The sequence below is a fragment of the Anaerobacillus alkaliphilus genome (genome assembly GCF_004116265.1).
In the GTDB taxonomy this organism is placed as follows: Bacteria; Bacillota; Bacilli; order Bacillales; family Anaerobacillaceae; genus Anaerobacillus; species Anaerobacillus alkaliphilus.
Genome location: NZ_QOUX01000047.1, coordinates 360085 through 379422 on the forward strand (window position 1 = coordinate 360085; position 19338 = coordinate 379422).

At 37.2% G+C, this 19338-nt stretch carries 21 protein-coding genes; 18 read left to right on the forward strand and 3 right to left on the reverse strand.

Features of this window, described 5'->3' with window-relative positions; all coding sequences use genetic code 11:
- Positions 1 to 33 precede the first annotated feature (33 nt).
- On the forward strand, positions 34 to 2058 hold the full coding sequence (locus tag DS745_RS22150) for an ABC transporter ATP-binding protein (RefSeq protein ID WP_241657907.1): 2025 nt from the start codon (positions 34 to 36) through the stop codon (positions 2056 to 2058).
- 12 nt (positions 2059 to 2070) lie between these two features.
- On the opposite strand, the gene DS745_RS22155 is transcribed toward DS745_RS22150, so the two are convergent.
- Positions 2071 to 2919, reverse strand: coding sequence for an AraC family transcriptional regulator (locus DS745_RS22155; RefSeq protein WP_161568351.1), 849 nt, complete (start codon positions 2917 to 2919; stop codon positions 2071 to 2073).
- Between the two features lie 170 nt (positions 2920 to 3089).
- Here DS745_RS22155 and DS745_RS22160 point away from each other — a divergent pair, with 170 nt between their 5' ends.
- From DS745_RS22160 to DS745_RS22180, 5 genes are all read left to right on the forward strand, one after another.
- A complete protein-coding gene (locus tag DS745_RS22160; RefSeq protein WP_129080418.1) occupies positions 3090 to 3227 on the forward strand; it encodes a YjcZ family sporulation protein in 138 nt (45 codons plus the stop codon).
- Between the two features lie 120 nt (positions 3228 to 3347).
- Positions 3348 to 4118, forward strand: coding sequence for a hypothetical protein (locus DS745_RS25295; protein ID WP_129080419.1), 771 nt, complete (start codon positions 3348 to 3350; stop codon positions 4116 to 4118).
- A gap of 307 nt (positions 4119 to 4425) precedes the next feature.
- A complete protein-coding gene (locus tag DS745_RS22170; RefSeq protein ID WP_129080420.1) occupies positions 4426 to 4734 on the forward strand; it encodes a hypothetical protein in 309 nt (102 codons plus the stop codon).
- A 17-nt stretch (positions 4735 to 4751) separates the two neighbouring features.
- Positions 4752 to 4958 (forward strand): hypothetical protein, encoded by a 207-nt coding sequence (locus DS745_RS22175; protein ID WP_129080421.1) that lies wholly within the window; start codon positions 4752 to 4754, stop codon positions 4956 to 4958.
- A gap of 141 nt (positions 4959 to 5099) precedes the next feature.
- Positions 5100 to 6449: an MFS transporter gene (locus DS745_RS22180; RefSeq protein ID WP_129080422.1), complete on the forward strand. Its 1350-nt coding sequence runs from the start codon at positions 5100 to 5102 to the stop codon at positions 6447 to 6449.
- A gap of 6 nt (positions 6450 to 6455) precedes the next feature.
- Here the strand turns inward: DS745_RS22180 and DS745_RS22185 are convergent, their stop codons facing one another.
- Together DS745_RS22185 and DS745_RS22190 are read right to left on the reverse strand one after the other, a co-directional pair.
- The gene (locus tag DS745_RS22185) at positions 6456 to 6671 is read right to left on the reverse strand and encodes a hypothetical protein (RefSeq protein WP_129080423.1); all 216 of its coding nucleotides are present in this window, start codon (positions 6669 to 6671) and stop codon (positions 6456 to 6458) included.
- Positions 6672 to 6776: 105 nt separating this feature from the next.
- Positions 6777 to 7049, reverse strand: coding sequence for a hypothetical protein (locus DS745_RS22190; protein WP_421721845.1), 273 nt, complete (start codon positions 7047 to 7049; stop codon positions 6777 to 6779).
- A gap of 130 nt (positions 7050 to 7179) precedes the next feature.
- On the opposite strand from DS745_RS22190, the gene DS745_RS22195 reads away from it, so the two are divergent.
- The 12 genes from DS745_RS22195 to DS745_RS22250 all read left to right on the forward strand — a co-directional run bounded on the left by DS745_RS22195 (position 7180) and on the right by DS745_RS22250 (position 19329).
- Positions 7180 to 7815, forward strand: a complete 636-nt coding sequence (locus tag DS745_RS22195) for a hypothetical protein (protein WP_129080424.1) — start codon at positions 7180 to 7182, stop codon at positions 7813 to 7815.
- Between the two features lie 193 nt (positions 7816 to 8008).
- Positions 8009 to 8254: a hypothetical protein gene (locus DS745_RS22200; RefSeq protein WP_129080425.1), complete on the forward strand. Its 246-nt coding sequence runs from the start codon at positions 8009 to 8011 to the stop codon at positions 8252 to 8254.
- 95 nt (positions 8255 to 8349) lie between these two features.
- On the forward strand, positions 8350 to 9270 hold the full coding sequence (msrB, locus tag DS745_RS22205; RefSeq protein WP_129080426.1) for a peptide-methionine (R)-S-oxide reductase MsrB: 921 nt from the start codon (positions 8350 to 8352) through the stop codon (positions 9268 to 9270).
- 123 nt (positions 9271 to 9393) lie between these two features.
- Positions 9394 to 9984, forward strand: a complete 591-nt coding sequence (locus tag DS745_RS22210; RefSeq protein ID WP_129080427.1) for a hypothetical protein — start codon at positions 9394 to 9396, stop codon at positions 9982 to 9984.
- A 178-nt stretch (positions 9985 to 10162) separates the two neighbouring features.
- Positions 10163 to 10864, forward strand: a complete 702-nt coding sequence (locus tag DS745_RS22215; RefSeq protein WP_129080428.1) for a protein kinase domain-containing protein — start codon at positions 10163 to 10165, stop codon at positions 10862 to 10864.
- 131 nt (positions 10865 to 10995) lie between these two features.
- The gene (locus DS745_RS22220; RefSeq protein WP_129080429.1) at positions 10996 to 13296 is read left to right on the forward strand and encodes an ATP-dependent DNA helicase; all 2301 of its coding nucleotides are present in this window, start codon (positions 10996 to 10998) and stop codon (positions 13294 to 13296) included.
- Between the two features lie 161 nt (positions 13297 to 13457).
- The gene (locus tag DS745_RS22225; RefSeq protein ID WP_241657909.1) at positions 13458 to 14366 is read left to right on the forward strand and encodes a cupin domain-containing protein; all 909 of its coding nucleotides are present in this window, start codon (positions 13458 to 13460) and stop codon (positions 14364 to 14366) included.
- A 528-nt stretch (positions 14367 to 14894) separates the two neighbouring features.
- On the forward strand, positions 14895 to 15452 hold the full coding sequence (locus DS745_RS22230) for a hypothetical protein (RefSeq protein WP_129080430.1): 558 nt from the start codon (positions 14895 to 14897) through the stop codon (positions 15450 to 15452).
- Between the two features lie 188 nt (positions 15453 to 15640).
- Complete coding sequence (locus DS745_RS22235) at positions 15641 to 16345, forward strand: DUF421 domain-containing protein (protein ID WP_129080431.1); 705 nt, start codon at positions 15641 to 15643, stop codon at positions 16343 to 16345.
- Positions 16346 to 16528: 183 nt separating this feature from the next.
- On the forward strand, positions 16529 to 17182 hold the full coding sequence (locus DS745_RS22240; protein WP_129080432.1) for a M48 family metallopeptidase: 654 nt from the start codon (positions 16529 to 16531) through the stop codon (positions 17180 to 17182).
- Positions 17183 to 17355: 173 nt separating this feature from the next.
- Complete coding sequence (locus DS745_RS22245; protein WP_129080433.1) at positions 17356 to 18264, forward strand: hypothetical protein; 909 nt, start codon at positions 17356 to 17358, stop codon at positions 18262 to 18264.
- Between the two features lie 78 nt (positions 18265 to 18342).
- Positions 18343 to 19329, forward strand: coding sequence for a S41 family peptidase (locus DS745_RS22250; RefSeq protein ID WP_129080434.1), 987 nt, complete (start codon positions 18343 to 18345; stop codon positions 19327 to 19329).
- Positions 19330 to 19338: the final 9 nt, after the last annotated feature.

Sequence of the window (19338 nt, forward strand, 5' to 3'; positions counted from 1 at the left end):
CCAACAAACAATCAAAACGTTAGTGACAAGCAATTGTTAAAACAAATGCTTGCATTTGCAAAGCCTTATTGGAAGTTACTCCTGGTATCACTGCTATTTACAGGTTGTATCGTTGTAGCTAGCTTAGCTCAGCCATTTATTATTAAAGTCGCGATTGACTTACATATTAACGGGCTGTACAAACCTATGATAGCAGTTGAAGCACCACATTCTAATGAAGTGAAAAAACAGTTGGAACTAGGAGGAATAAAACATAAAAGGTTAACAGAATTAGATCAGATGGTTTATTTTCGTTTGCTAGATCAGGTCGAGACTAGTTTCGGAGAAAAAGCTGTGATTTCCCATGAAAACGGGTCTTACTTTCTTATTTATGGAGTAGATAAGCTTAAAAATTACGAAGACCAGTCATTACCAATGCGCTCGTTAACCTCAGAAGAAATTGACCTTTTCCGGCAACAGGATTATCAAGGGCTGATTTACTTAGGTGTTCTATATTTTATCTTACTCGCATCTTCAGCGGTTTTTACTTATTTTCAGAACAACGCCCTGCAATACACAGGTCAATTCGTCATCTATGATATTCGTCAACAGATCTTTAAGCACTTTTCGAAAATGCCTATTTCTTATTATCGCCAAAATCCAATTGGAAGATTAGTTACGAGAATTACCCATGACGTCGAAGCACTCAATCAACTATATTCTCAAGTAATCGTAAACCTCGTAAAAGAAGTTCTCATTTTAGTAGGAATTATCATCATTATGTTATATATGAGTGTAAAGTTAACATTAATCTGCTTCATCGTCATTCCTGTCATTGGTGTCATTACCTTTTATTTTAAGCGAGTCCTACGAAACAATCAGCGCTATTTACGATTAATCTTATCGAGATTAAATTCTTTTCTTGCGGAAAATTTGTCTGGGATGACGGTCATTCAGTTATTTGCTAGAGAAGAAAAGCAGCTGGAAAAGTTTAATGAGTTAAACGAAAAACATTACAAGGCTGGGATGCGTCAGACGGTGTTAAATTCGATCTTTAACCCTTCAATTGGTCTTTTTGGAAACATCGCTCTTGCCTTGTTAGTTTGGTATGGAGGCAGAAGTGTCATTGATGGGGCCATAACATTTGGTGTGGTATATGCCTTTACGCATTATGTGAGACAGTTTTTCGAACCGCTTCGCGGGTTGGCTGACCGTTTTAATCAGATCCAAGCGGCACTAGCATCAGCAGAAAGAATTTTCGAAACGTTAGAAACAAATGCAACAATCGTAAACCCTGATAATCCTAAAAGACTCCCAGAGAAAGTAGCTGGAAAAATCGATTTTGATCATGTCTGGTTTGCGTATCAAAACGAGGAATGGGTACTTACTGATATCAGCTTTCAGATCAAGCCTGGTGAGACAGTTGGGATTGTCGGTGCAACCGGTGCTGGTAAAAGTTCAATTATTCAGCTGATCAATCGGTTTTATGATATCCAGAAAGGCAGAATTATGCTTGATGGTATTAATATAAAGGATGTCCGTTTGAACGATTTACGAAAACGAGTAGGTATCATTCAGCAGGATGCATTTGTTTTTTCTGGAACTGTCTTTGATAATATTCGACTAAATCACCACCATGTTAGTAATGAAGATATTATTAAGGCTGCAAGGTCTGTCAATATCGACCCTTTTTTTCAGATGTTACCTCAAGGATATGAAACGATGTTAGGTGAGGAAGGCGTGGTCTTGTCGACTGGTCAAAAACAACTACTTTCATTTTTACGTGCAATCATCGCAAATAACGATGTTCTTATTCTAGATGAAGCCACCGCAAATATAGATACAGAATCAGAAACTGCCGTACAACAAACGTTAATGCAATTTAGCACAAATAGAACAACAATTATCATTGCCCACCGTTTGTCGACGATCCAACATGCCGATAGGATAATCGTCTTACACAAAGGAAAAATTTTGGAGACGGGGAATCATGAGGAATTGTTAACAAAACAAGGTGCCTATTATCAATTATGTGTTAATCAAAATAAAGAAAGGCTAGTAAAGCTAAAACAGAGCTGATCACGTAGGTGGTCAGCCTTGTTTCTGTTCATCACTAAATTGAGTAGGAGAGACACCTACGATTTTTTTAAACGTTCGACTGAAATATAGTTCGTCTTCATAACCGACATGCTGACTAACTTCCTTAATTCGTATATCTGAATGAGCCAGTAACTCTTTGGCACGATCAATCCGTAAATGGGTTAAATAATCAATCGGACTATACCCAATATATTTTCGAAAAAGGCGAGAGTAATGACTTTTACTTAATCCAGCTAACTCAGCTAAATCGTTTAGACTCATGTTGGTTTGGTAATGGTTGACCATATAATCAATGCTTGCTTCGATCACCTGTTTTGTATCCCCAGATAAGGACTGGGAATGGAAGTCCTGAATAATAGCTAGTAATAATTGTTGAAATAATAGCTTTTGTTCAAACGCAACTTCAGCTCCACGACGCTTTGAAAGTGCATTTATCTTCTCTAACAAGAGAACAGCAGAAGAGATATTTTTGATTGTATAAACACCCTGTAGGGGAAAGTCGATTTCTTCGGACTGTTTTAAATGCCACTTTCCTTTTTCCTCAAAAGCCAACGAATACGTAAAACGGACAAAATAAAACTCAAGAAAATCAGAGTGATCTGTCTTTTTATCGCAAACCATGCCAGGAGCATAAAAGACCAGTTTACCAGGTAAGAGTTCATGCTTCTGCCCATTGATAACTACTTCACCGGCTCCTTTCGTGACAAGCCAAAGTGAATGGTGGTGCGGCTTCGCACCTCCTCTACTCCAACTTGGTGGACAAACCTTATATCCAGCTAATAACAACGAATATGTTAATTCATTTAGCTTTGACGCTAGACTGCGTTGGTTCTTACACAAGACGATCACATCCTTTAAATAAGTTGTGTTTAACTAACAATATATTTATGTGTGAGATATGAATTTAAAAACTACACAGATACCTATGACATCCGCCCATACAAAGTTTGATTGTCATACATAGGATGTAATTGTCTAGTTAAAACAAAAAAAACAAAGGAGTTGTTATAATGACAGCAGTAGCAGGAGCAGGAAGAGGTTTTGCTGGAGGCGGATTTGCTTTATTGGTGGTGTTATTCATTTTACTAGTGATTATCGGTGCTAGTTGGATGGCGCCTGGACACGGGGCTGGATACGGCGTCTACTAATAATATGATCAAAGGAGCCTTTGGGCTCCTTTTTATACATAAAAACTTTGTGTTTTTGAAGTGATTTGGATAAATATTTGTTGCCTGTTTTACAGATAATCTTTGTAGGGGGTGTCAAATATGACAAATTATAATCAAAATCAATTTAGTAATCAGCAAGCGTATCAACCAGGATATTCAGGAACTGATGTTCAACATGTAAGGCAACAAAATGCCATGTCAGCACAACCTCAAATGGGTGTAGGTAACTATCAGCAAACAGGGCACCAACGTTTTGGAGCACAGCAAAATACATCTGGTCAATTCAGTGGGTCTCAAGCTGTTTTCCAACCGGGATATTCAGGAACTGATGTTCAACATGTAAGACAGCAAAACACGCAGTCTTATCAACCGCAATTTAGTTATGGTAGCTACCAACAAATGGGTCAACAAGGGTATGAACAAAGTAACATGGGTCATATAGCTGGTCCTCAAGGCGTATTCCAACCAGGGTTCGCAGGAACTGAAGCTCAGCATGTGAGACACCAAAATAGCCAGTTATACCAACAAGTTGGTGGTGGTCACTATTCACAATCACAGCAGCCAAGCTACGCTACACACCAAATTCATCAATATAGTGGTCCGCAATCTGTGTTTCAACACGGGTTTTCAGGCACTGACGTGCAACATGTAAGACAACAAAATATGCAATCTATCCAACCGCAATACGGCAATGTAAGCTATCAACAATCACAGCCACCAAGTTACGGAACACACCAAAGTAACTTTGGCCAATACAGTGGTCCGCAATCTGTATTTCAACATGGATTCTCAGGAACTGATGTACAGCATGTAAGACAACAAAATGCCCAATCGTCGCAGTCTCAATATGGTGGAAACGGGTACAATTAGTCTGATATTATAAATCCCACGTCAAAGTGGGATTTTTTTATATGAATGGTATTTTTAATAGAGCGGTCGTTTACTCTAAGTATAAGGCTCTTTTCGTATAAATTGTGGCTTTTCTATCCTAAAATTATCGGAAAAATACCCAAGATGGAGATATCAGCCAAAAAATTATGTAAGAAAAGAGCATTACTGAACAAATTAGTGGTGAATTCTTAGTAATTTGTGTAAAAATCCGGCTTTTGGGATTTTTACGAAAGCAACAAATTTTGAGAAAACAGCTAAGTATAAAAAGTAAGGAAGGTACCTTATAATGAAAATACTTATGATATCACTTTCAATTGCTACTCTCCTTTTGGGTGGAATTGTTGGTTGTGGAGTCAATGAACCGTTTACTGGAGAAGACACAACAAACACTCAGGAAGGCCAAGTTACTGGTCAAACAGAATTCAAAGGGGGAAATGGTCAAATAGATCAAGGGATGATAACGGGTCAACGAAATGGCAGTGGGCAAGTTGGGATCACAGACGATGATGGAACTGTCCAAGAAATTATTGATCATCTAGAAGCTATTGAAGGAGTCCAGGAAGTACAGGTTCTTTTTTTTCAAAATAAACCATAATTGGTGTTAGGTCTGGTGTGGATAATTATGATGTTAGACAAAGAATTGAACAGATTACCAGTGAATATATATACAAAGATGATGTCGTTGTTTTAACTGATGAGGACATGTTTAATCGAATTCTTATAGCAAGTGATCAATTAAGAATAGGGTCAACAAAAAACGATAGCGGTACTTCCGTGATTGATTTTTATGGAGAGTACGGGCAGACAAAGCTTAATTAGAACGTTTTAGAAGAGCAATGGCAATGGTGAGCTATTGCTCTTAATGGTTTAAGCTGAAACAAAGCATTTTCTTAGCAATCTCCTAAACACTTAGATTAAAATATGGGAATAGTAAAACGTTTGAGTAAGGAGGGAGAAAGTATGTCTACTGCTGTATCAGCCGCCGAAGTTTCAGAAACCTTTGACGAAAAGAAGATTGTTCTAATTTGGAGTTTGACTGTTTGGTTAGTGGTTATGAATACAACAATGTTTAATATAGCCTTGCCATATGTATTAATTGATCTTACGTTAACATCAGCAACAGCGGCTTGGATAGTCTCAGGTTATTCCATTGTATTTGCAATTGCAACGTTAACCTATAGTCGCTTATCTGACTTTATTCCGATTTCACGACTGCTCTTAATTGGCCTTTCATTACTTGGGATAGCTTCTATTATTGGGTTTTTCTCAAACCAATTTTCCTTACTATTACTTTCCCGTGTATTACAAGCAGCTGGTGCTGGTGCAGTTCCGGGTCTTGCTATGGTGCTAGCAAGTCGCTATATCCCGCTAGCAAGACGAGGAAAGGCTATGGCTTACATATCTTCAGCTGCATCACTAGGTTTTGGGCTTGGGCCTGTGATCGGTGGTATCATCACACAATACCTAGGATGGAATTATCTATTTGCAGTCACAGGACTTGTTTTTGTCGTCATGCCTATTTTCATCAAATTACTACCCAAAGAGGTTGTGTCAGTCGGAAAGTTTGATTTAGTTGGTGCGACCCTGACTGGTTTATGTGTGACAGGTTTTTTATTGTTTCTTACTTCATTTTCAGTCTTCTTGCTAATCGTAACCGTAATTTTAGGAGGATTGTGGTGGAGGCATATACATAAACTTGATAAACCATTTATTCGGCCGATACTTTTAAAGAACAAGCAGTATACGAAGCTGCTTTATGTCGGATTTATCACGTTTGTCCTTCATTTTTCAGCTTTATTTTTGATGCCAATCATGTTAACTGTGTTGTTTCGTCAAGAACCATCAGCAGTAGGGATGATTATTTTTCCAGGAGCTATTCTTTCTGCGCTAGGAGCACAATTTATCGGTCGGTTCATTGACCGTTTTGGAAATGTTCCGGTAATTGCCTTTGGTCAAATTCTATTTGTTGTGGCAACAATACTGTTTGCTATTACAGCTACTAAATCACCTATGTTTATACTTTTCACTTATATGTTTATGAGTGTCGGTTTTTCTGCACTTACTTCTAGTCTTTCGAATGAGTATTCACGTATTTTACCTAAGGAAGATATTGGTTCAGGAATTGGCTTAGCACAATTAATTCAATTTTTTGGCGGAGCATTTGGGGTTACGATGACAGGAATATTGTTAACATTGCAAGAAGGTCTCATACAGGAAGTTGCTTACAGAAATGTATTTGTCGTGTTCATTGTTTTAATCATTTCTTCTTTTTCAGTATTTAGTCTATATAGTTGGAAAAGAAAGAGGTAGCACGTATTATGCAACCCAAATTAAAAAAGCGTCGCCCTCATGTGTAAACTCCTGAAGGATACGCTTGTGTTTTGTCTCATGCTTTTTCAATATTTCTTGCTTCGTTTTTGTTTTTCTCTCATGGGTACTAAAATCGACTTGAATTCCTCTTGAGTTTGTTACATCACGCTTTTGGTTACGTAATTGGTGATCCCGCTGCTTTTTTGCTTTGGATTTAGCCATTTAATTTTCACTCCCTAGATTAGTTTCACTTTTAGTATATCGATTTGCTATAAAAAAGTGAATAGATAAAAAATAAGAAAACGCCAATCATGGCGTTTTACTTTGTTACTGATTGTTATTTTGATTGTTATTGTTGTTTCTGTTTTCGTTATTGTTGTTGTCATTGTTGTTTCCAGTTAGGTTAGAAACAGCATTTGTCGTTGCATCTACAGCATTCATCGCAACGTTTTCGGTTAATTCTAATCCTTTATGAACCGCATGAAATGCAGCACCTGCGGTATTTTTAATACCTGCTGAGACACTGTTTTGACCTTGTTGGTTGTTCTCTTGATTTTGTTGATTTTGTTGATTATTATTTTGATTTTGTTGGTTATCCAATATTTTCACCTCCTAAACAGAGATAGCGTTTGTAATGTAAGGTGAGATTATTCAAAAATAATTCTGTTTGAAAATAATGTCGAACCTATAACCAATGTGATAAAATAACTAAAAAGGAGGTGAAACACATATGGAGCAATTATTAGAGAAAATCATTCAAAAGCTTGAAAATATTGAAGCGGATATAAGTGATCTGAAGAACGGTCAAGCTGAATTAAATCAAGAAGTTCGAGATCTAAAAATTGGTCAAGCTGAATTAAATCAAGAAGTTCGAGATCTAAAAATTGGTCAAGCTGAATTAAGTCAAGAAGTTCGAGATCTAAAAATTGGTCAAGCTGAATTAAATCAAGAAGTTCGAGATCTAAAAATTGGTCAAGCTGAATTAAATCAAGAAGTTCGAGATCTGAAAATTGGTCAAGCTGAATTAAATCAAGAAGTTCGAGATCTGAAAATTGGTCAAGCTGAATTAAATCAAGAAGTTCGAGGTCTAAAAATTGGTCAAGCTGAATTAAATCAAGAAGTTCGAGATCTAAAAATTGGTCAAGCTGAATTAAATCAGGAAGTTCGAGATCTAAAAATTGGTCAAGCTGAGCTGAAGGAAGGCCAAGATAGGATTGAAAGAAAAATAGGCTTGATACCAGAACAATACGAATACCTAGAGGATTATTTAGGGAAGCAGCATCTGACGATTACTACATTATCTGCAAGATCTATTGAGCATGAAGCCGCTATACAAGACTTAAGAAGATGTATTAAAAATCAATGATAAAAGAAACATCATTCAAATTCTTCATTTACAACGAAACAACGCGTTTAAACGTAACCCCTTCTTAGAATTACATCATTTCCCATACGTTTTTTCATATCATTGACACAATCTCGTCCTCCATTTGCATTTACTTGCTTTATTATAGAGTTATAGATAAAGATCATTTTTGCATCATTGGGAGGTAAGCTCTATGAGTTGTTGTGGATGTTCAAAATTAGAAGATGGCAAAGAAATCGTTGACCACGTAACACGTAAAGGAAAAGAAAACATGAGGGTGAAAGTTGCCCATGAGATTACATGTCAATGTGGAGAAGTATTTGTCATGGAAACACTTGTGACAAATTGTCCTAAATGCCAAATGACTTTTGGGGTAACACATTGTGGCTCAAGTGATATAAACAAAATTAAACCTGCGGGTATAAACTACGCTAGTTAATCTATGTGGTTGCTCGGAGAAAAGCACCAGACGTGGAGCGTTGGGTGCTTTTTTGCTATGTCTGTTGTAAAATACAGACTGAGGTGACATGTTTTATGCGTGAAGAAAAAGCAACATTTGCAGGTGGGCGATTTTGGAGTATGGTTCAACCATTTGATGAGTTGCCTGGGATTTACGATGTACTAGGAGGCACATCTAAAACGCCTGTTCATCGTGAAGTAGTCCAGGTAACGTTTAATCCAACTATCATTCCATATGAAAAAATAGTTGATTTGTTTTGGAAGACTGTTGACCCTACAGATGAAGGTGGGCAGTTTATTGACCGAGGTGAACAATATAAATCGGCAATCTATTACCATAATGAAGGGCAACGAAAACTAGCAGAAGAGTCAAAACATAAGTTACAGTTGTCCAACAAGTTTTCAAAATCAATTGTTACTGAAATACTACCAGTACATCCCTTCGATAAGGCTGAAGAAAAGTATCAATATTATTATAAAAAGTTCCCCTTTCACTATAAAAAGTATCTGGAAATCTCCGGTCGTAAAAGTTTCTTAGAAAACACATGGAGATTGCAAAAAAGTGTAACTCAATTAAAACGTGAACTATCCCCTTTACAATATGAGGTTACGCAAAATAATGCAACAGAACAACCATTTAGCAATCCTTACTACAATCAAGTTGAAGAAGGAATTTATGTTGATATAGTTTCTGGTGAACCTCTTTTTAGTTCAAAGGATCAATATGACGCTGGCTGTGGATGGCCAAGCTTTACAAGGCCAATTCGCAATTATCACCTAGTTGAAAAGCTCGACAAGCGGCACGGTATGCTTCGAACTGAAGTACGGAGTCGGTTCGGCGACTCCCATCTCGGCCATCTTTTTTACGATGGTCCAAAAGAAAAAGGCGGGTTAAGATACTGTATTAACTCAGCTGCGTTACGTTTTATTCCAAAGTCTGGTTTAGCAAAAGAAGGCTATGTGGAATATGAGTTTCTTTTTTTAGAAAACGATTAACTTTCAGTGACATGGCCTGATAAAAAAGCAGCTTTTACCCTAATTATGGCCGTTACCAAAACTTCCCTTCTCTCATTTACTATAGTAAACATGGTAAAAGTAAGAGGAAGGGCGGTGTAAGGGATGTCTGCTTTTCAATCAATCATTGTGAAGGAACAAAGTGGAAAGGATGTACGAGTTGAAGCAAACCCTGCAGGTCTTTTATGTATTGGGACAGGTCGTCAAGGCGCAGTATTTAAGATATCTTCAACTACTTGTGTGAAAATATTTGGCGATCCGAAAAAAAAAGAGCAAGAGGAAATCGTACTTTGGACCGCACAAAATTCACCTTTTTTCCCAAAAATCTATGAAACCGGTTCAACTTATATTGTGATGGAGTTAATAGATGGAGAACCTCTAAATAAGTACCTAGACAGAGAAAAATATATTCCGAAATGGCTAACTCTACAGATCCTGCTCATGATTAAAGAATTGAAGAACTTAAACCTAGCCAGGCACGATGCTAGACTACGTCATATATATGTTTTAGAAAATGAACAGCGAATAAAAGTCATTGACCATGTCAATTCTGGTACAACGTTTATTTCACAACCCAAAAAATTGTTTCAGGGACTCAAAAAATGCGGTGTCCTTTCAGATTTCCTTAATCAAACTCAGGAGATTGATATAGATACGTACGACGAATGGAAAAAAACGATGAGGAAATTCTTTTAATTCTATACCAATAATAAAAAACTTCTAAAACAGGCCAATTTTTCATCAACGAAAATAGTCTGTTTTTTTCTATTAATGTCAAAAAGATGAGGGATCCTGTCCATTTCTGAAGCGCTCTCTTTGCATAAAATGTAATTAAAGTGGAAATCCATGAAACCTATACAAAGGGGTGGGAAGAATGTCCAGATATTTTTGGGACAGATATGAGGTGCAAGAAAAACCTGTTGGACAAGGAAAAAAAGGCGTTGTTTATCAAGGCTATGACTTGAAGAATAATAGAATGGTAGCGATAAAACGAATGCAAAAAATCAAAAGAGCAGAAAGAGAAGCTATGATTATGAAAGAGTTGGGTTCCCATCAATATCTTCCAAAATTCTACGACTTCTTCATTGCGGATAATCATGGTCATATCGTGATGGAATGGATTGATGGTGAACCATTAAGAAAATTCAAAAACAAACACGATGAAAAAACCGTAGTGAATATCATAATCATGATTTTAGAAGGTCTTAAACATCTTCATAACAAAGGATTTCTTCATTTTGATCTAAATCGCGGGAACATAATGATTGTAAAACAAAATCAGGGATTGATAGTCAAGATTATCGACTTCGACCGTTCAAAACTTATGGACAAACACCATGAAAAGAAAAAAAACGCATTTAAATTCGCTAAGGTGAATATTGATGAAAGGCATGATTTACTTCAGGTAGTTCAACTATTTACTTTTTTACTTACTGGCCAATATACTGCATCTTATGAAGCCTTGGAAACAATCAATTTTGATAATAAAGCTTTGCAAAAAGTACTTTTAAAGGCTGTATATCCTGGATATGAAACAGCACAAGAGATGATAGATGATTTAATAAATTCCCTCTAATTTAACAGGTGTAGAAGGTGTAGTAACTTGAAAACGAACACCTACCTACCAGGTTTACTTAACGCTAGTCTACACTAACACCTCAAAAATGATATACTTCTCGTATAACTAGAGACAAAGGTGAATAGGCAATGGATCAATATAATGTGAGAGTTTCAGTGCGAAACTTGGTCGAGTTTGTGATGATGAGTGGGAGTATCGAGGTAGGTGCTGGTGGTGCTCATGTCCTAGAGGAGGGTACGAAAACTCATCAGCGACTACAGCAAAATCGTGAAGAGAATTACCAGAAAGAAGTTACCCTCTCTCAACAGTTTGAACGAGAGGACGTTGCAGTTACTGTTCATGGTAGGTGTGACGGTCTGATCTCTGATGGAGAGCGAGTTACCATTGAAGAAATTAAATCAACCTCAAAACCGTTAGGTACTATAAATGAAGAGAATAATCCTACGTACTGGGCACAAGCAAAGGTTTACGCTTATATCTATGCTCTGCAAAATTATCAAGATAAAATGGACATACATCTTGTATATGCGAGTCGTCAGTCAACGGAAACTGTTACGTTTAGACAATCGTATACAATTGAAGAATTAAAAACTTTTATAGACGAGCTTCTCGAAGATTACCTACAATTTCAAAAAATCCTACTAATTCATAGAATAAATCGCCAAAAGAGTATCCCTACATTAGAGTTTCCGTTTCCATCGTATCGGAAAGGTCAGCGTGATCTATTGAAAGCTGTTTACAAAACGATTTCGGAGAAAAAGCGGTTATTTGCGAAAGCCTCGACTGGAATTGGAAAAACGATCTCGACCATTTTCCCTACGGTGAAAGCAGTTGGTGAAGGGAAGGCTGAACGAATTTTATATGTCACAGCCAAAACAATTACAAGGCAAGTAGCTGAAGAGGCTTATCAATTGTTGAATACAAATGGACTTGTGTGGCGGTCGGTTACGATTACTGCAAAGGAAAAGGTCTGCTTTCAAGAAGAAATCAATTGTTCAAAAGAACATTGTCCGTTTTCTGAAGGCTATTTTGATCGATTAAAGGATGGTCTAAAGGATATCCTGGCAAATGAACAAATGATTGATCGAACGATTATCGAAAGCTATTCGAAAAAACACCAGCTTTGCCCATTTGAGTTCTCCTTAGATGTGGCTTTACATGCAGACGCTGTGATCTGTGATTACAATTATTTTTTTGATCCAAGAGTGAAATTGCAGCGATGGAGTGAGCACCATAAAGAAACAGTGTTATTAATTGATGAAGCCCATAATCTAGTTGATCGGGGTAGAGGCATGTATTCTGCATCCATCTCTAAATCAACATTTTTAGAAGCAAGTAGACTCCTAAAAGGTAAAAATCAAGAACTCTTTTTAATAACTAAGGCCGTCAATGATTTGCTTTTGAAATGGAAAAAGGAATTGCTTGAGAATGACCAGTTTGATTTCCTTGAATTTCCGAAACATATAGTTGACGCAGTCGCTGAGTTCATTGAATTAGGAGATCGCTGGTTAGCAGCTCCTGGTAGTTATCTTGAAGAATATTATCCAATTGTTAAAGACTTATTTTACGAAGCACAGGCGTTTTCTCGTGTAGCTGGTCTTTATGATGATCATTTTCGAACGATGGTGGCTACCTATAAGAGTGAGGTTGAAGTAAAGCTACTTTGTCTTGACCCTTCAAGGTTACTTCGAGCTGCGACGAAAAAGGTAAAAGCGACAATCTTTTTCTCGGCAACGCTACATCCTCTTGGTTACTTCCAAACAGTGTTAGGTGGCGAAGAAGTCGATTACTTTCAAGACATCCCTTCACCATTTGATGAAAAAAATGTTGAGGTTTTCGTTAGTCCGATATCTACAAAGTATAAGGACCGGCAAGCATCCGTTGAAAAAATTATAACTGTCCTACGGGATACAATTCACAAGCACACTGGGAATTACCTTGTCTTTTTTCCTTCTTATGAATATTTGTCTCAAGTGCTAGAACAGTATCAGGAGGACGTGATTGAAGAAGACATTGAACTCCTCGTTCAATCGAAACTCATGACAGAAAAAGAGCGAGAGCAATTTCTAGAAAAGTTTCAACCAAAAGCTTCTGGAATACGAATTGGTTTTGCAGTACTTGGCGGTATTTTTGCTGAAGGGGTAGATTTGCGGGGGGACCGATTAAACGGCGTCTGTATTGTTGGTGTAGGTCTACCGAGGATTTCTGAGGAACAGGACTTGATTAAACAACTTTATGCTTCGCAAGGTTACAATGGCTTTGATTTTGCTTATGTATATCCAGGTATGAATAAAGTGCAACAAGCAGGCGGTCGACTCATTCGTTCCGAGGAAGATAAGGGACTCATTATCCTCATGGATGATCGTTACTTAACCGCGAAATACCATAAACTTCTACCAAGTGAGTGGCAAAATTACCAAAGAATATAATTCAAGGTTTTTTTAAGAGTAAGCACCTCAATTGATATATTTCCATGTGAATTGCGACTGTAATTTTTAGGTTCAAGAGGAGCCCAACTTTGCTTAAATTTAAGGTCATTCCCAATTCGTAGGCATATGATGTCTTGTGAACTACCCACCTAGTGGAATGGATGAAATCGAAGGGAATGACAATTATGTACTATAACCAAAGTTCAAATACGTATGCAATGAGCTCCCCTATGTATTATCACGGAAGCGGGATAAGAAATTCTCAAGTAGTAGAGACAATCCGTGAAAGTATGAAAGGAGAGGCTTCTTCAATTGACCTCTATCAACAGTTAGTAACGATCGCACCTGATCAACGGCATAAAAATGAAATTTTACGAATACTTGAAAACAAAAAAACAACATTTAACCACTTAGCAAACCTGTATTGGAATGTAACCGGAACACATCTACCATACCAGAAACAAGATACATCCTTATTGAATTACCGTGATGGTCTACAAAAAGCTTATGAGAATGAAATAAAGAACCAAGACATGTATCAAAGAGGATACTTAGCTGCTACCGATCCACAAGTTCAAGCGTTCTTTGCGTGGGCATTAACAAGTGAACAAGCGATCTCATTCAGAATAAGTGAACTTCATGAAACAGTTAATCAAAAGGCTGATTTTGGATCTGAACCATTTGTTGTTAATATCAATAACGCCACTAAAAACAATACTTCGTTTCGTACAGCTCTATGGACGGGCGAACACTTGCAATTGACGTTGATGAGTATCGGTGTTGGTGAGGACATTGGTCTAGAAGCGCATCCAAACACAGATCAGTTTTTACGCATTGAAGAAGGAAAAGGACTAGTTCAGATGGGCGATACTAAGGAGCGGCTAAACTTTCTTCAAAATGTCGGCGATGATGATGTTATCTTAATTCCAGCAGGCAAATGGCATAATCTTACTAACACAGGGGAAAAACCACTCAAACTTTACTCTATATACGCTCCACCAGAACACCCGTTTGGAACGATTCATGAAACAAAAGCTATTGCCATGGCTGCCGAAGAACATAATCACTAAGTAACGCCAGCGCATTCTTATCTGTGCAGAAAATGTTTTGGGAAGCAACATCCTGGTAATTTCCTTACAGGCTTTGCGACGATAATAGCAGGGAGTGTAGTGTGGAGTTTCACTTTCTTTCTAAAATTTGGAGCAGTTTTTTAAACTTTTTGTAAAGATTTGCCCCAACACTATTACTTTCGCACTTTACTCGTCGCAAGGCATCAAAGATGTTATTTAAGCTGTTGCTCGGTGTGCTAACAATTCTTACGTTGAAATAAAGATTGCAAGCAATGATCTTATGCACCTAGACGGCTTTACATACTTTTAATTAGCTTAAAACGTTACCAGCATTGGAAACAGCAAATTCCTTTGCTTTTTTTTGATTATTTTTTTTACAGCTAAATTTTCTTATTATTTTTAACCACATTAATTAATACCAACAACTTCAATGAGAGTTATTAAGCAAATAGCAGAAGCTAATACTCGAGAGCACTATTTCTAAATGGTGAACTCTGTACAATACAAGGTAGAAAGGTGGTTAAATAAATGAAGAAGTTAACGATGTCGATTGCGGTTGCCACACTACTTCTTGCTGGCGTAGCAGGTTGTGGGGCAGATAACCAGACAACTGGATTGGGGACGAATAACTATCAAGCGAACCATGGCGGTATGTTTGGTGCTCAAGGTACTACTGGTCAGACTGGAGTTACAGGCCAAGGGCGCGGTTTGTTTGGTGGTCAAGGTGATACTGGTCAGACGGGAATTACAGGCCGTGGGGGCGGTTTGTTCGGTGGTCAAGGCGCTACTGGTCAAACTGGAGTTACAGGCCGTGGGGGCGGTTTGTTCGGTGGTCAGGGTACTGGAACTAACCCTCAAACGGGAATTGGAAATGACGGATATTATGGGTTACCTTCTTATGACATAAGAGGTTTTGACGAAAGAGCACTAGGTGGGTTAGGCAGAGGTTTAGATGGTATCGGAAACGGCACCTACGGTGGACAGGTAATCGGTGGTCAAACTGATGAAACAACTCCAACTGGCTTAGAACGTCACGGCTCGTATAGTGGCCAAAGAGGTATGGGAACAGCTGGCATGAACAGATAATATGGACAATGAAATAAGCGTTGGCATCTAGCCAACGCTTATTTACTAATAAAAGATATAATCGCTTTGAAGAGTAAGTTGCTAACGAAAAAAATTATATAAGTAATGATAGCAGAAAACATTCACATTTATTCACAAAAAAATTGGTTAAACTACACTTGTAAGAATTCCATAACGGAGGAGATAGTGTGTCAGTTCTAGAAATGGTTATCAGGACAACTACTGGTTTTGTAATTCTTTATACATTGTGTCGTATCCTAAACAAAAAATTAATCTCACAAATGACGTTTTTTGATTACGTATCTGGTATTACAATTGGGTCTGTAGTAGCTAGCTCTATGTTAATGAAAGATGTTCCAATCTTTATTGGAATGTTCGGCTTAATTTTATTTTGCTTTTATACCTTTTTAAGCAGTATAACTGCAATTAAAAGCCTTTGGGGAAGAAAGGTATTAGAAGATGAACCTACCTATTTAATTAAGAATGGACAAGTTCTTGAGGATGGGCTAAAAAAAGTAAGGCTAACTATGAACAGTCTATTAACAGGTTTACGAAAAAAAGGTTATTTTTATGTAGATCAAGTAGAAACTGCTGTACTAGAAACAGATGGTGTCATCACTGTCCTCCCCAAACCGCAGTTTGCACCAGCTACACAACAAGATGTTTTCAATGTTAACGTAAGTCGTGGCACTGCACAAGCATTTATTATTGATGGACAATTGCTACCAAATGGCCTTAAAGCCATTGAAAAAGATATGGCTTGGGTTGAACAAGTGCTTAAAGAACAGAACATCCCTTCAATCAAAGAAGTTTTTTTTGCTCAAGTCGACCAGTTAGGAAACATTTATATTGATAAACGCATGGACAAAAATATAAATTTAAAATATGAGTAAATAGATCGATCCATAAGGATTACGTAATTTACATAGTTATCTTAATCAGCACTACAATGCAGACAAACATTTTGACAGTTATTTGTATGGTTATTTAGCGAATGCAGACTTGCAAGTTGATATATGTTACAATAAGATACTTGAATGAACGAGGAATTTTTAGTGAGCAAGCGATGGTGAATAATGAAAATTGAACTAGAGAATGAAACGATTGAATGTCATATACAGTTTGCAAAAAGAAAAAAGTTATCTCTACATATTGATACTAATGGATTTATTACAGTGAAAGCACCTAGGGATACTAGTGAAGAAGCGATAAGAAATGCAGTCATACAACAAGGTACATGGATCTTAGAAAAACTAAGAAACATCAGGAAAGTACAAGAGGGGCCAGAGCCCAAGAGTTACCAGGGTGAAGGGAAATTTTTGCATTTAGGTAAAGAATATTACCTTCATGAACTAATTGATACGAGCGGCTTAGAAGGAGAAGATCTACAGAAAGCATTGAAAAAATTCTATATTTCTAGTTGCAAGAAATTAATTGGTGAACGAATTAAAATCTATCAACAACAACTAAAAGTAAAGCCTAAGGTTATTGAGATTATTGATTCGAAGGTGAAATGGGGGAGTTGTAGTTCAGATAAAAAACTCTGCTTTAACTACCGACTAGCGATGGCTCCTATAGACGTCATTGATTATGTCATCATCCATGAGTTATGTCATTTACATCATATGAACCATGATCGATCGTTTTGGAGACGTGTCGGTAGTATTATGCCTGATTACAAAGAGAAGGAATTATATTTAGCTAGGTACGGTCAATCTATGACACTATGAAAAAAGGTCTAAATAGACCTTTTTGTTTTTGATTTAAAGTTTCTTTCCAAGGCCATACATGGTTTGATAGGTAATCATTCCTGGCTAGTACTTTTTAACCATTTATATCCAATAACGAAACATATCCATGCTTTCAGTCGTTATTATATATACATACGTTTTGGAGGTGCATCGTGAAATACTTTAAAGAAATGGTTATTGGAGCATTAGTTATTAGTTTAATACTAAATGTTTACTTACTAACCAAAATGAACGAAGTTGAAAATCAAGTGAACTACCTTTCACATGATCAATCTAGAATTGTTCAAACGGTAGACAATCAAACGAGAAACTTACAATATACGCTGGATGAGTTTATTCGAGAGCAGAGCTGGATTAGTTCCATCCAAATGGATCTTGATGGAAAAAACCTACCTAATGGTAATGCTCTATTAAACTTTGATTGGCATATAAAAGAGCTATTGAAAGACTCTGAAGTTGTTTTTCATTACAAATTTGGGTTAGATGATCAATATCGCTCAGTTCGAGCCGTTGATAAAGGGGACGGACGATTTCAGGCAACCGTTCCTTTAGAAGTTTCATTAGGACCGGAATGGTATATTTCGTTTAGTGGTTTAGGCATTAACGAAATGGAACATAGAGAAATTGAAAAAATAAAAGAAGAACAAAGTTCACAACACCAACATGAAATTCAATATTATGTCACTGTTTCAAACGACGACCTACTAAAAAGTAGTGAAATTCGCCACGAACATATTGCCTACTTAGGAACGCAATATTATGGATTGATCGAAGCGTCAGGACACAGATATGACAAAGGATATTATATTACGGTAACAAAACCACATTATTACGGAGAAAATAACATATCGTTATCAGAAGTCTATTTGCAAAAATATAAAGAAAATAGATTGCTAGAAGAAGAGAAGCTAACTGCGAATGAAAACAATGGCCATTATATGGATGGTGTCATTGTGTATGAAAAAAATGCCCCTGATGAAAAATTCAATTATAGCCGTTTAGTGGTAAGAGTTGTCTATAGTAACGGTGCCGAATTTGAAAGGGTTCTTTACTCCAAATAATTTTATAATAGCGTATTCCAAAAAATATATGGAATACGTTATTTTTTTATTAGATAATGATTTTAAGGGGTGGTGTAGATGATTACGAAACAAGTAGTACTTACTGATTCAATCCGTAAGGAAGTTGTAGAGGAATTTGTTGCTCGGTTGGTAAAGGATTACGTATTTCCTGAACTGGCGAAAGAAATTGGAATAGAAATAGTTAGTAAGCTCCAAAATGGAGACTATGATACGATTAATGATGCCGAAGCATTTTCAAAAGCACTAACAGATGATATTCAAACGGTTTCAAAAGATCGCCATCTACGAGTGACGGTCACCGCTGAAGAGAAAGTAGTCGAGAATAAAGTTAGTGAAAAAGAAATGATGGAAGAATACTATGGAATATCAAAAGCGAATAATTATGGATTTTTTAAGATTGAAAGATTGCCAGGTAACATTGGGTATATAGAGTTACGTAATTTTGAAGATCCAACTACAGCAGGTGAGACAGCAACACATGCGATGAACTTTGTTGCGAATACAGAGGCCCTAATTTTTGACTTACGGAAAAATGGTGGGGGAAGCCCTGGTATGGTGGCATTGCTAACAACTTATTTGTTTGAACAACCTGTTCACTTAAATAATTTCTATACACGAGCTGGAGATCGTACGATCCAGTCTTGGACGTTGCCACATGTTCCAGGAAAACGTTTTGTTAATAAGCCAGTTCACATTCTAACTAGTAACTACACCTTTTCAGCAGCAGAAGAATTTACATACAATCTCATCAACTTAAAGCGGGCTACAGTGATTGGTGAGGTGACGGGTGGAGGCGCAAATCCAGGGGCTATGCAACAGCTAACAAAACATTTCCGAGCGTTTATTCCTACAGGCAGAGCGATTAACCCAATTACACGTACGAACTGGGAAGGAACTGGGGTACAACCAGATATTGAGACAGAGAAAGATAAAGCATTTGACTGTGCTTACCAATTGGCACTTCGGCATGTAAGAAATGTCTACCAAAATCAAGAAGGTTATGGGTTTATGCTTAAAGAGATTGATCAGCAGTTGGAGTCATAATAATAAAAG